The sequence below is a fragment of the Staphylococcus sp. HGB0015 genome (genome assembly GCF_000411275.1).
Classification (GTDB): domain Bacteria; phylum Bacillota; class Bacilli; order Staphylococcales; family Staphylococcaceae; genus Staphylococcus; species Staphylococcus schleiferi.
The window spans coordinates 13941-28270 of the sequence record NZ_KE150418.1 but is presented as its reverse complement, the minus strand read 5'-3'; the positions used below and the strand labels follow the sequence as shown (position 1 = coordinate 28270).

The following is a 14330-nucleotide window of genomic DNA, read 5'->3' as shown; positions in this document are numbered from 1 at the left end:
TTTATTGTTCGTGATGTTATTATAATAGATATTAAAATAGATACAATGTTCAATTGATGGCAAAGTGCTGATTAACCAACACATAGTATAAAATTGTTGTTTAAAGGAGATTATTTTGATGGATAGAAGAGTTCGTAAAACGAAAACGGCAATAAAAAATGCGATGATTACACTTTTGAAAACGGAAAAGTTAGATAAAATTACCGTGAATCAAATTGCAGATGTTGCAGATATCAATCGTGCTACATTTTATCAGCATTATTTAGATAAGTATGATTTACTCGATCAAATTGAACAAGAAATGATTGAGCAGATGCAAATCAATTTTAATGAAAAAATTATGCGTCTTAAAGCAGTCGAGAATGCTGAGGAAGCAGCAATTGTGTTCAAAGAGATTTCACGCGCAGTTTTAACAATCATGCACGACGATCTTGATCGGTATCGCGTTTTATTAACTATGGGGCGCAATTATGAAATTGAACAAAAGATTGGAGAAATGATTGGAGAAATGATTGAGCTTAATTTGAAGAGTTTGTTACCTAATGATAAGGAGATAGCAGGAATTCCATTTCGATATTTCCATGCTTTTGTTTTGGGGAGTATGTGGTCGCTAATGCGTACTTGGGTGCTAGATGAGGCACGAAGTACAATTGATGAACAAGTCGAAAATATTTATAAATTGATGTATCAAGGGCCTTGGCGGATTATTTATGAAGTTTATCATTAAAAAATCATGAGACAGGTGACGTTTGGATTGCGCAGTTGTTAGTCGCAAGTTGTGCGCAATCCAAGTCAGCTGCCTCATTCTCACAAATTATGAACGTGCTTGAATTTCTTTAAGTTTTTGCACAGAGCTATAGACTTGGCGTCCTATTGAAAACATAGACCATGCTTTTCCAGCTTTGCTTTTAGCACCGAATGACAAGTAAAAATCAAGCAGTACATCTGCTACACCGATGCCGATAGAAATATAGCTCAATTTTTTGTTTTTTGAACGATAGATATAAGTATTGTAAGCATCGACAATGATGCTCGCGCCAGACAATGCGCCTGATAAGAGACTTAACGTTTTTTTAGGTTTTTTTGCCATAGAATGATAACCCCCATCTATATTGAATTATGATACATAGTATACCATTTTTGATAACTTTATCTATACATTGTGCGTTTATAACCTCTACACACTGCTAAATATCGCCATTTTTAAGCAAATCGTAATGGGCTATGCTTTATCAATCAATCCACCTTTAGTGTCTTTTATATAGTGTGAGTTAAGCGACTTTTCAGAAACTTGAAATGGATGTGGACGATATCATTTTTCGCGTTCTAATAATCATTTAATATACTAAAGTGGCTAAAATACCCAACTCAGGGCTGATGAAAAGGGATATTGCATAGCGTAAACTGTTGTAAGTGAAAGTATGACATGAATTTGTTATCATTTAATCAAGAAACAATTTAATATATCAATGATTGAATTGTAGGCAAATTGAGTAAATTTTTGAACTTGATTAATATGAGAATGATTGAGTAATCTTATTCAATTTGGATTGTGTCGAGAAATATAGAGGAGTGATACAAAATGAATCAAATGACAAAAGTAGTCATTGCAACAAGTTTATCTGTGGGGGCACTATTAGGTGCAACATCAGTAGGGGCACAACTGCCTACGGATGCGCATGCGGCAACAGCGCAAAAAGCCCCATACTACACTTACAAAGGTGTATTTAATTATAAGTCTAATAATGCTTTAGAAGATAAAAACTTTTATCAAGCACTAAAAGCAGATAATTTTAAATATGAAGGTTTAAAAGTAGGTCAATCAACACGTGCTGATGTGGAAAAAGCACTTGGAAAAGACTTGAAAAAATATTATGCGAAAAAAGGCATCACATATTACGAAAAAAATGATGTCATTATCGGCATTGATGACCATAATAAATTAGTTAATCTGACATTACTTGTCGATAAAGTAGAGCATAGTGACAAAGCGATTCGCGATCATGTAAAATCTGGAGAAATTTTTGATGCTAAAACAACACAAGTTGCGTTTTACCCAGGTAATTCTATCGTGATTAAAGCAAAAGGTAGTATGGCCTAATTATTGATAATAATGTTATAAAAAGCATGGGTGTGAGCCAAAAATCAGTTTGATTTCATAGTCTCATACCCATGTTTTTATGTTAAAAAATAATGCACATGTTCGTAAATTAGATGAAAGTTTAAAATGACTGACGATGGATATAGTCGGCAAGATGTTGTGCTGTTGCGGAATGCGTCGTTTCAATTAATCGTTGAGGCGGGCCACTAAATAAAATCTGACCGCCTCGTGTACCAGCGCCCGGGCCAATATCAATTAACCAATCTGCTTGGGTCATCATTGTTAAATTATGTTCGATTAAAATCACAGTGTTTCCATCTTGAACAAGTTGTTCAAATCGTTGTTGTAAAATAGGAATATCATCTTCATGTAAGCCTGTTGTGGGCTCGTCAAAAATAAAAATTTTTCCTGAAACATGATCGGTCATATAGCGACTCAGTTTTAATCGCTGGATTTCACCGCCAGATAATGTATCTAATGATTGTCCTAAAGTCATATAGCTTAGACCTGTTTTTTGGAGTGCAATCAAAGATTTTGAAATGGTCGTCTCATCTTTGAAAAGTGAGATGGCTTCTTCGACAGTGAGTGCTAATACATCTGCAATAGAATACCCTTCGACTTTTGCTTCTAATACCTCTGGACGGTAACGCGTACCGTGACATACTTCACAAGTTTGAGAAAATGATGGCATAAAGGCAAGTTCTGTTTTGATTACTCCTTTACCGTTGCAATTTGGACAAGCGCCATCAGAATTGTAACTAAACATCGCCTTTTTCAAACCTGTGTTTTGACTAAAAAAGGCACGAACTTCATCAAATACGCCCATATACGTCAATAAATTGGAGCGGCTAGATGCGTGAATACCTTTTTGATTGATAAAAATTGCATTCGGGTTTTGTGCAAAGCCGCTTTTAATTAAAGAGCTTTTTCCTGAACCTGCTACACCGGTAATAACAGTCTGTGCATTTTGAGGAATAGAGACAGACACATCTTGTAAATTATTATGACTGATATGATTGAGATGAAACCAATCTTGGTAGTGAGCGACTGCTGGCTTAAGTTGATGTGTGCGCATCAATGCACGTCCTGTATCTGTGTTTGATTTTTTGAGTTGTTCATAAGTCCCTTCAAAAGTAACTTGTCCACCATTTTTTCCTGCCCCTGGACCGATATCGATAATATGGTCCGCAATTTTAATGACATCAGGATCGTGTTCGACAATAATCACTGTATTGCCTTTGTCACGTATATTCAGCATGATTTCATTGATTTTTTCAATATCTGCAGGATGTAACCCGACACTCGGCTCATCAATAATATAAACTAAATCTGTCAACGGTGTATTTAGGTGGCGAATCAGTTTAATACGTTGTGATTCTCCACCAGATAATGTAGGCGTTTCACGATTTAATGTTAAATAATTGAGGCCGATGTCATGTAAGGCCTGAAGCTGATTTTTTAATGGTGCAATAATGTAGGCGGCTTTGTCACTTTGAAGTTGCTCTAAAAAAAGGAGCGCTTCATCTATCGTTAATGCAGTAAAATCTGCAATACTTAAGCCGTTGATTTTACAGCTGAGCACTTTTGGATTGAGGCGTTGGCCTTGACAATCAGGACATGTATGTTGATGAACGACGCGCTGAACATCTTTTAGAAAGCGTTTTTTCTCAAAGTTATCATTGATTAAAAATGAACGACGAAAACGATGAATTAATCCTTCAAATTTTGCAGTTTTAGGCCATTCTGGAGGAGGATTTTTCAAACGTGTCGGTTCTGTATAAAGAAATGTATCAAGTTCTTCGCCTGTATAATCTTTTAACTTTTTATCATTATCAAACAATCCAGAATAGCGATAACGCTTTCCCCGCCAACTGTCTGGCTTGAAAGAAGGAAAACGTATTGCACCTTCATTTAAAGAACGATTGAAATCAATCAATTCGTTTAAATCAATATCTTCAACATAGCCAAGTCCTTGACATGTTTCGCACATTCCGTTTGGATGATTGAAAGAAAAAATATCAGAATATCCAACAAAAGGTTCGCCGATACGGGACCATAATAAGCGTACAGAAGCATAAATATCTGATATTGTGCCCACTGTGGAGCGAGAATTACCGCCAAGCCTTTTCTGATTAATGACCATTGCGACGGGTAAGTTTTCAATTTGATCGACGGCTGATTTTTCATATTGTGTGAGTTGATGTTGGATATAACTTGAATAGGTTTCGTTTAATAAGCGTTCGGATTCTGCTGCTATTGTATTAAAAACTAGTGACGATTTACCAGAACCAGATCTTCCTGTGACAACCGTCAGCTGATGTTTAGGAATATTGACGTGAATATTTTTTAAGTTGTTTTGTCGTGCACCGTGGATATGAATCGTTGTCATTATTTTTCACCTCGTCATAAGTTTTACCCGAAACGCGCTTTGATTAATAATTGAGCGGTTAAAAGGCGAGAACCTGGGCATAAGTAGTGTTCTAAACGCGCTTTTTAGAGGGAGAAGGTTTAACGCAATATATACTCAAACAAGAAAAGGCGAGACCGGGAATGATGTCCCAGCCTCGCACCTGTTGCTTTACGCTTTTGAAATTGTATAAGGATCATTTAGTGGTGATATTGTTTCACTAGCCATGCAGTAATAATAGAAGTAATTGGAATACAAATGGCAATGGCAATACCACCTAATACGATAGTCACTAGTTCTTGTGCAAATAATTTCGCATTAATCAGGTGACCGAAACTATAGTGCAAATTGAAAAACCAAAAGACGATCGTCATTGAGCCACCAAGCAATGCGAGATAAATCGTATTCGCTGAAGTGGCTAATATTTCGCGCCCTACACGCATACCTGATTGGAAGAGTTCGCGCTTTGTTAATGAAGGATTCGCTTCGTGTAACTCAAAAACAGGCGAGCTGATGGTAATGGCTAAGTCAATCACTGCAGCAATGACGGCGAGAATGACTGTAAAAATCATAAACTGCTCCATATCAATCCCAATATTCAATGAAAAGACATAGGTTTCATCTTGTTCTTCTTGCGTAAAACCTTGTAAATGGCCCCAGTGAACAGAGAGATAAATCGCTGCAATCATTAATAACGTTGTCACGATACTAGAAATGAACGCTGCCAGTGTCTTTATATTGAACTTGTTAAGTAGAAAAAGATTAATGACAGCGATGATGATACAAAAGACAAACGTGACTAAATAAATGGGCGCGCGAAATACGATAAATAATATCGCAATGAAAAGTACAATAAAATTTAAAAACAGTGTTAAAAACGATACAAAGCCACTGCGGCCTCCAAAAACGAGCATCAGTATGAGTAAAAATAAACTTAATATCACAATTGCGTTCATTGATGCTTGCCTCCTAACCATTTCAACCATACTTGCATGAGTAAGATTGTTAATGGAATCGTTAAGACGATACCTATACCGCCTGTAATAGCCCGTGAAACTTCTAAAGACCAGTTCATAGAAATACTATAGGTCAGGGTATTCCCATTTTTTAAATAAAGTAAGAGCATTGGGAGGCTACCTGCAAGATAAGAAAATAATAAAATATTTGTCATTGTTCCCATAATATCTTGTCCGATATTACGGCCGGCCAAAACCCAACGCTCAGTTGAAATATGAGGTGCCCGTTGTAGCACTTCATACATACCACTAGATATTGTAATAGCCACGTCCATAACTGCACCCAAAGTCCCTACCATAACAGAGGTTAAAAAGACTGTTTTAGGTTGAATTGTCAAAAAGCTCATAGTTTCATATTTAATCCCTTGGCTATTTGTGAGTGAAATAACAGACCACGCGATAAATATACAAATAAAGGTGCCTAACAAGGTACTAAGAATGGTGACAATGGTACGCATAGACCAACCGATGACGAGCCAAAGCGTTAAGGTGGTTGCAATAACTACGGCTCCGGACATCAATAGGAACAAATTGAGATTCGTATTTGCGTGATACAAGCTAATAGCTAGTAAAATCGCAACAGAATTAATCAATAATGAAATAATCGATTGCAAGCCAATGCGGTGCCCCACAATGAGTAGTGCAATAAGAAAGAAGCTTACAATTGTGACAATCACAGTGTCACGTTTCTTTTCAATAATAAAGTTATCTTTACCTGCTTTATCTATATGGAGTAGTACTTTATCACCCACTTGGTAAGCTTGTGCTTCGGTTTGAGAAGCGTTATATAAGTGATCGACGTGTACAATTTGATCCTTTTTAGATGTATTTAAAACTTTAATTTTCAGGACATCATGATATTTAGTGTCTCGATTATGTTGATCATCAACAGATTTTTCGCTGTGATGTTGGTCGACATGAACGACTTCTCCAATCGGAATGCGATAAAAAGAGGTGTTCACTCGAGTGAAGAGAATTGCCAATAACGCGAGAATAATACAAATCGCGATAAAGTAATACCATAAATGACGTTTTTGTTTCATAATAAGTCTCCTTAGTGATAAATCGAACGTTGTTGTGTATGGGTCATTATAATTTTAATGACCTCATTTAATAATGGTTTTTGTAAATCTCGTCGATATACAAGGTGAAATGTTTTTTTTATATCTGTATGTGACAATGAAAATTTTTTCCACTGTTGATTTTGACTATATAAGTTGATGAAGGTAGGTGCAAGTACAAAGCCTTTTTGATTTTGTAAAATAAATCGCGCAAATTGCGGATTATTAATGATATGTACGGGTGTCTCAGCATGTGTTGTTAAATATAATTTTAAGTCAGTAGGCAAAGGCTCGTGTATGTACAAAGATTGTTTGAGTATATAGCTGAGCGGTGGATTAGGAACGTTCATGATTGGGGCGTGTGTGTCCCCATAAAGCACATAGGTCTCTTCAAAAAGGGGTAGGCTTTCTAGTGTATTATCATGAATGGTTGCTGTTGTTAGTGCTAAGTCGATATCTTGTGATTGCAAGGCAGGTAAAGTTGTTTCTTCATCTAATAAGGTAGGTACAAGCGATAAAGCTAATTCTGTTTCGATGGTTTGTAACACTTGCGGTAAAATTTGGCCAATTGAACCATTGACATAGCCAATTGTAAAAACGCTTTGCTTTTGTTGAACTTGTGTTTGAAATTGAGATAACGTGTGGTCCACTTGCTCAAGTATTGATTGCGCATGTTTTAATAATTGTTTCCCCTCAGTCGTTAAGAAAATGTTACGGCCACTGCGATAAAAAAGCGAAGTTCCTAACTCGACTTCCAAGTTGTGCATATGTCGGCTAATTGCCGATTGTGCAACATTGAGTTCGAGTGCCGCTTCTGAAATATGTTCGCGTTTAGCCACTTCTACAAAGTATTTCAACTGTTTAAGCTCCATAAATATTCCCCCTTCTTTTTATATTATCTCAAAATGAGATAGATTTCATCTCAAGTATATATTGATGTGATGAATAGGATTCCGCTATAGTTAGAATACTATTAAAGAGAGGTGTCAGAAATGTCTAATAATTCTAACTATACAAAAATTGGACTCTATGACAGTCGCGAAGAACACGATGCATGTGGTATCGGTTTTTATGCCAACATGAATAATGAACGTTCCCATGCTATTGTTGAAAAATCTTTAGAAATGTTGCGCCGCTTAGATCATCGTGGAGGAATTAGTGCAGATGGTATTACTGGGGATGGCGCGGGCATTATGACTGAGATTCCATATCAATATTTTAACCAAGTGACATCATTTTCACTTCCTGATGAAGGGGCCTATGCTGTTGGAATGATGTTTGCGCGAGACTTGATTTCTGACACTCCACACGCGTCAGCATTTGCATCCATATTTGAAAGTGAAGGGTTGCAAGTGTTGGGTTATCGTGAAGTGCCCGTTGATATAACGTGCCTAGCTACACGTGTAGCGGATACGATGCCAGCCATTCAGCAAATCTTTGTCTCAAACCAGAAGGCTCAAAATTTCGACCGGGCCTTATATCTTTCTCGCAAACAGATTGAAAAGTATAGTCACGAACAGGGCTTGGACCTTTATTTTACAAGCTTATCCCGTCGAACAATCGTTTATAAGGGATGGTTACGTTCAGATCAAATTAAACGTCTTTATATCGATTTACAACAACAGAACTATGTATCGAAGTTCGGTTCAGTACATTCTCGTTTCAGTACGAATACTTTTCCAAGTTGGGAACGCGCCCATCCGAATCGCTTGCTTATGCATAATGGTGAAATCAATACAATTAGAGGAAATGTGAACTGGATGCGTGCACGTCAACGTCGTTTAATCGAGACTGTTTTTGGTGAAGAACACGAGAAAGTGGAAGAGATACTTGATGAAACAGGAAGCGACTCGGCAATTGTCGATAATGCGCTTGAATTTTTAAGTTTAGCGATGCCGCCGGAGCAAGCAGCCATGCTACTCATTCCGGAACCTTGGCTATATAACAAAAGCAATGATCCGAAAGTTCGCGCCTTTTATGAATTTTATAGCTATTTAATGGAACCTTGGGATGGTCCAACTATGATTTCGTTTTGCGATGGCGACAAATTAGGGGCACTTACAGATAGAAATGGTTTGCGACCGGGTCGTTACACGATTACAAAGCAGAACGAAATTGTATTTTCTTCGGAAGTCGGTGTCGTTGATGTAGATGAAGCAGACGTAGCATTTAAAGGACAGTTGAACCCAGGAAAATTGCTTTTAGTCGATTTTAATCAACATAAAGTGATTGAAAACCATGAACTGAAAACAACAATCGCACAACAATATCCGTATCAAGAATGGCTTGAAACAAACCAACTTAACCTTAATTTGGAAACAATTCCTTATCAAGGCGATAAATTGTCAACAGACGAAGCTTTCGCGATGCAAAAACGATACGGCTATACAAAAGAAGAGTTAGATAAATATTTAACGGAATTAGTGTCAGGCGGTAAAGATCCCATTGGTGCGATGGGTTACGATGCCCCTTTAGCCGTGTTAAATCATCGACCGGAGTCACTATTCAATTACTTCAAACAATTATTTGCACAAGTGACGAATCCGCCTATAGACGCTTATAGAGAAAAAATTGTTACAAGTGAGCTCAGTTATTTAGGCGGAGAAGGGAACTTGTTGAATCCTAGTCCAGAGGCGTTACAACGCGTTCAGTTAAAGCATCCTGTCCTCACACATGCACAATTGGATGAAGTTGCTAAAACACTAAAAACAGCCTATCTTTCAACCGGCTATACAGAGGATCTGGAAGTGGCATTAGAAGCGTTAGGAAATCGTGTGGTTCAAGAAGTAAGACGCGGGGCGACAGTCATTGTATTAGATGACAGTGATGTTCGTCAAAGTGATACTTTTGCTATGCCTGCCTTATTGGCTTTAAGTGCTATACATCAGCGCCTTATTCGTGAAAACTTACGAATGCAAACCAGCTTAGTGGTGAGTTCTGGGGAGACGCGTGAAGTACATCATCTCGCTTGTTTAGTTGGATACGGTGCAAATGCAGTAGTGCCTTATTTAGCACAACATACGATTGCTGATTTAACGACACAAGGACGTCTTGAGGGCACTGTTGCTGAAAATGTAGCACGTTATAATGCGATACTGTCTGAAGGTCTGATTAAAGTGATGGCTAAGATGGGAATCTCAACGGTACAAAGTTACCAAGGCGCTCAAATATTTGAGGCAGTAGGGTTATCTGAGAGACTGGTTGATCAATATTTTACAGGGACAACTTCGAAATTATCAGGTATTTCAATTGAAACTTTAGATGCAGAAAATAAAGCACGTCAAACGGTGGAAGGTCAAACGCTTGACCCAGGAAGCACTTTCCAATGGCGACAACAAGGACAACATCACACGTTTAATCCGACAACGATACGATTGTTACAACATGCTTGTCGCGAGAATGACTATGCACAGTTTAAAGCTTTTTCTAAAGTGGCGAACGAACAAACAAGTAGTCACATTCGTGATTTATTTACATTTAAAGCACAACAATCAATTGATATTGAAGAGGTTGAAGCGGTCGACGAAATCGTTAAACGCTTTAAAACAGGGGCAATGAGTTATGGTTCTATCTCTCAAGAAGCCCACCAAACACTTGCAGAAGCCATGAATCAGTTGGGCGGAAAAAGTAATAGTGGTGAAGGGGGAGAAGCACGCTCACGTTACGAAGAGAGAGAAGATGGTCGTGATTATAAAAGTGCGATTAAACAGGTTGCCTCAGGCCGTTTTGGGGTGACGAGCCATTACTTACAACATGCGAAAGAGATTCAAATTAAAGTTGCGCAAGGTGCTAAACCAGGGGAAGGGGGCCAGCTACCAGGCAGTAAAGTTTATCCGTGGATTGCAGAAGTTCGAGGTTCGACGCCGGGAATCGGTTTGATATCACCGCCCCCTCATCATGATATTTATTCTATAGAAGACCTTGCACAGTTAATTCATGACTTGAAAAATGTTAATCGTGAGGCGGATATTACCGTTAAATTGGTTTCTAAATCTGGTGTCGGAACAATTGCAGCCGGTGTGGCAAAAGCATTCGCTGATAAAATTGTCATCAGTGGTTTTGATGGCGGAACAGGTGCTTCGCCAAAAACGAGTATTCAACACGCGGGATTGCCGTGGGAACTAGGTCTTGCTGAAACACATCAAACCCTCATGTTGAATGATTTACGATCACGTGTCCGTTTAGAAACAGATGGAAAGTTATTAACAGGACGAGATGTTGCCTATGCTTGTATGCTTGGTGCTGAAGAGTTTGGATTTGCGACAGCGCCATTGGTCGTTCTAGGATGCATCATGATGCGTGTATGTCACAAAGATACTTGCCCAGTAGGTATTGCGACACAAAATGGTGATTTACGTAAGCTTTATACCGGTAAAGCGCAATATGTGGTTAATTATATGCGGTTTGTTGCCGAAGAATTAAGAGAAATCATGGCTGAACTAGGTATTCGAACAGTGGATGAACTTGTAGGACGTACAGACTTACTCAAACGTTCATCTGTCGCTTATCATCATCCTAAAGCAAGAGAGATGAAGTTAGAAACTTTACTTCATCAAAATGAAGGTACACGTACAAAAGTGATTGAACAACAGCATGGATTAGAACATGGTTTTGACTTGAACCAGTTGTTGCCAGCCGCAAAATCACATATTGAAGCAGGAACACACTTTGTAGGACAATTTGAAATTGTAAATGAACAACGGAATGTGGGCGTGATCACAGGTAGTGAAATTACGCGAAATTACGGTTTGAAAGGCTTACCAGAGGATACCATTGTTGCAAAAACAATAGGACACGGCGGTCAAAGTTTAGGGGCATGGATGCCGAAAGGTTTGACGCTTCAACATACTGGAGACGCAAATGACTATGTAGGTAAAGGGCTATCAGGTGGTAAGATTGTTATCAACGCGCCGAATGTTGCACGTGAAAATGAAATTATTGTAGGTAATGTTTGTTTTTATGGTGCAACGCAAGGAGAAGCTTATATTAATGGTCGTGCGGGCGAACGCTTTTGCATTCGTAATAGCGGTGTCCACGTTGTCGTCGAAGGTGTAGGAGATCATGGTCTTGAATATATGACAGGGGGCCGTGTAGTCATTTTAGGTGATGTAGGTAAAAACTTTGGTCAAGGTATGAGTGGTGGTGTGAGTTACATTTTCCCATCAGATGTTGCCACTTTCAAAACACAAAATCAACTGGATTCACTTGATTTTGATGAAGTTGTGGATGAGGAAGAGAAAGAAATGCTAAAAGCGATGATTCAACGTCACTTGAAATATACAGACAGTCAAAAAGCGGCTACCATTTTATCTGATTTTGATGTGAAATTAAAAGCATGTGTAAAAGTAATTCCTAAAGATTATAAGAAAATGGTGCAAAAAATCCATTATCATCAGCAACGGACGACTTCACAGGATGAAGCGCTATTAGCTGCTTTCAATGATAAAGGATCTATACAAGAAACTGCGCAAGAAGAACGTATTCCAGTGTACTAAAGGAGGCTAACTATGGGTGAATTTAAAGGTTTTATGAAATATCACAAACAAAAGCTCGCGGAAGTTCCTTTAACAACACGTATTGAAAACTATGAAGCCTATCAATCACGTTTTACAAAAGAAGAGGCCCAACAGCAAGGGGCGCGTTGTATGGATTGTGGTACGCCATTCTGTCAGGTCGGTGAACTCGTAGGGCGTGAAACGGTTGGGTGTCCACTCGGGAACTATGTACCTGAGTGGAATGATCTCACTTACCGCGGTGACTTTAAAAATGCCTATGCACGTTTATCAGAAACAAATAATTTTCCTGACTTTACAGGGTATGTTTGCCCGGCACCTTGTGAAGCTTCATGTGTAATGAAGATTAATCGCGAATCTGTCGCTATTAAAGGTATTGAAAGAACAATCATTGATGAAGCGTTTGAGCAAGGATGGGTCAAAGCACGTCAACCAGAACAACGACGAGATGAAAAAATTGCGATCATCGGAAGTGGCCCGGCTGGGTTAGCTGCCGCTGAAGAACTCAACACATTAGGGTATACCGTTGTCGTTTATGAAAAAAATGCAAGACCCGGTGGCTTGTTGACATATGGTATTCCTAATATGAAACTAGATAAAAAGGTTGTATTTCGACGTGTTCGTTTGTTAGAAGAAGCGGGTATCACATTCAAATGTAATGTGGAAGTTGGAAAAGACATTACTAAAAATGAGTTGGATCAACAATATGACGCTATTATTGTTTGTACAGGTGCTGAAAAAGCACGTGACTTACCACTTGAAGGACGTATGGGGCAAGGTATTCACTTCGCAATGGACTATTTAACTGAACAAACACAGCTTTTATTAGGTGAGTTGGATACACAAACGATTACAGCAAAAGGGAAAAAGGTAGTTGTCATCGGTGATGGAGACACAGGCGCCGATTGTGTTGCAACTGCATTGCGCGATGGCTGTGATTCTATTGTTCAATTTAACCGTAAAGCTCGAAAACCAGAGCGTTTTGAAATGAATTACAGTTGGCCATTAGCGCAACCTGTATTGAAAAAAGATTATGCACACCAAGAGTATGAAGCTAAATATGGTCAGGAACCCCGTGCATATGGTATTCAAACGATGCGCTTTGATTTGGATGGAAACGGAAATGTGCGTGGAATCTATGCCCAAGTTCAACAAGATAGAGCTGACGGTACAATCGTAGGTGACGACCGAGAAATTTTTATCCCTGCGGATCTCGTGTTACTTGCAATTGGTTTTGAAGGTGTAGAACCCCGACTTGCACATGCCTTAAATTTGAAAGTAGAACGACAAAAAATAGCGGCTGATACTAAGGATTATCAGACAAACCAAGCGAAATACTTTGCAGCTGGTGATGCACGAAGAGGTCAAAGTTTAGTTGTTTGGGCAATCAAAGAAGGGCGTGAAGTGGCCGCTTCAGTCCATCAATTTATTAATGAAAAAAGTTTTGTATCATTTTTGTAAAAATCTTGTTGACAATGTGAACGAGCTATAATAATATATTTATGTGCTCGTTACACGGAGGAATACCCAAGTCTGGCTGAAGGGATCGGTCTTGAAAACCGACAGGGGCTTAACGGCTCGCGGGGGTTCGAATCCCTCTTCCTCCGCCATTATAAGTAAAATCCAAGACTAATAGATATAAAAGCCAAACACTCAATGCGGTTGAATGTTTGGCTTTTTTGTATGTAAAAATGAGGCGTATAGAGTCTTTTAAAATCAGTTTAATTTTTTCGGCTGTACACTTTATATGGTGGTTATGTGTCTATAATAATTAAGTCGCAAACTTCCGATTGCTTCTTCGAGTCTCGCTTTCCCAGGCGCCTTACCTCAACTAATTTTGGCTTTTATTGTAGCTCATAAGAAGCCAAAATGGATTTTCGGTTTCGGCTCTATGCCTCGGGAGTCTCGACTCGGTACGCAATCTATTTAAGCAATTTCACTATTGAAAAGTGGCATCGTTTTTTTCTTTGGTCTTTTATACAGTCTAAAAATAATAAAAATGCGATTTTTGAAGTTATAAAAGTTGCGATAGCCATATGAAACTCTTTTAATCAGTTTAACTTTTTGATTAATTCCTTCAATCGCTTATTGAATTGAGGGGTTCCAATCGTATAAGCAATGATATCCTCATACTTTCTGTAGAAGCGTAACACTTTCCATCCATACATTTAAAACATTGTTTTAACAGATTTAAATACACTGCTATCTCTTGGAATCTTAAAAAAGTAATTC

The 14330-nt window shown here is 38.5% G+C and carries 9 protein-coding genes, 1 tRNA gene and 1 pseudogene; 5 read left to right on the top strand and 6 right to left on the bottom strand.

Translation table 11 applies throughout. The features are described 5' to 3' along the window. The first annotated feature begins 118 nt into the window (after positions 1–118). Positions 119–727 carry a TetR/AcrR family transcriptional regulator gene (locus HMPREF1208_RS06835; RefSeq protein WP_016425612.1) on the top strand — a complete coding sequence of 203 codons (609 nt, stop codon included), beginning with the start codon at positions 119–121 and terminating at the stop codon, positions 725–727. 87 nt (positions 728–814) lie between these two features. On the opposite strand, the gene HMPREF1208_RS06830 is transcribed toward HMPREF1208_RS06835, so the two are convergent. Continuing rightward, positions 815–1090, bottom strand: a complete 276-nt coding sequence (locus tag HMPREF1208_RS06830; protein ID WP_016425611.1) for a hypothetical protein — start codon at positions 1088–1090, stop codon at positions 815–817. A 492-nt stretch (positions 1091–1582) separates the two neighbouring features. Between HMPREF1208_RS06830 and isaB the strand changes: the two genes are divergently transcribed. Beyond that, a complete protein-coding gene (gene isaB, locus HMPREF1208_RS06825) occupies positions 1583–2101 on the top strand; it encodes an immunodominant staphylococcal antigen IsaB family protein (RefSeq protein WP_016425610.1) in 519 nt (172 codons plus the stop codon). Between the two features lie 121 nt (positions 2102–2222). Here isaB and HMPREF1208_RS06820 read toward each other — a convergent pair whose 3' ends face one another. The 4 genes from HMPREF1208_RS06820 to gltC form a co-directional block, all read right to left on the bottom strand. Continuing rightward, on the bottom strand, positions 2223–4490 hold the full coding sequence (locus tag HMPREF1208_RS06820; protein WP_016425609.1) for an ATP-binding cassette domain-containing protein: 2268 nt from the start codon (positions 4488–4490) through the stop codon (positions 2223–2225). A gap of 218 nt (positions 4491–4708) precedes the next feature. Further along, a complete protein-coding gene (locus tag HMPREF1208_RS06815; protein WP_016425608.1) occupies positions 4709–5464 on the bottom strand; it encodes a YibE/F family protein in 756 nt (251 codons plus the stop codon). After that, complete coding sequence (locus tag HMPREF1208_RS06810) at positions 5461–6567, bottom strand: YibE/F family protein (protein ID WP_016425607.1); 1107 nt, start codon at positions 6565–6567, stop codon at positions 5461–5463. Before HMPREF1208_RS06810 ends, HMPREF1208_RS06815 begins: the two co-directional genes overlap by 4 nt. A gap of 11 nt (positions 6568–6578) precedes the next feature. Then, entirely contained in the window at positions 6579–7457 is an 879-nt protein-coding gene (gene gltC / locus HMPREF1208_RS06805; RefSeq protein WP_016425606.1) for a glutamate biosynthesis transcriptional regulator GltC, read from the bottom strand. A gap of 120 nt (positions 7458–7577) precedes the next feature. Here gltC and gltB point away from each other — a divergent pair, with 120 nt between their 5' ends. From gltB to HMPREF1208_RS06790, 3 genes are all read left to right on the top strand, one after another. Next, positions 7578–12080, top strand: coding sequence for a glutamate synthase large subunit (gltB, locus tag HMPREF1208_RS06800; RefSeq protein ID WP_016425605.1), 4503 nt, complete (start codon positions 7578–7580; stop codon positions 12078–12080). Positions 12081–12092: 12 nt separating this feature from the next. After that, positions 12093–13559 (top strand): glutamate synthase subunit beta, encoded by a 1467-nt coding sequence (locus HMPREF1208_RS06795; RefSeq protein WP_016425604.1) that lies wholly within the window; start codon positions 12093–12095, stop codon positions 13557–13559. Between the two features lie 56 nt (positions 13560–13615). After that, positions 13616–13708 (top strand) — tRNA-Ser (locus tag HMPREF1208_RS06790). Between the two features lie 316 nt (positions 13709–14024). Here HMPREF1208_RS06790 and HMPREF1208_RS12575 read toward each other — a convergent pair. Then, a pseudogene (locus tag HMPREF1208_RS12575) lies at positions 14025–14180 on the bottom strand (transposase); the annotation flags it as partial. Positions 14181–14330 lie beyond the last annotated feature (150 nt).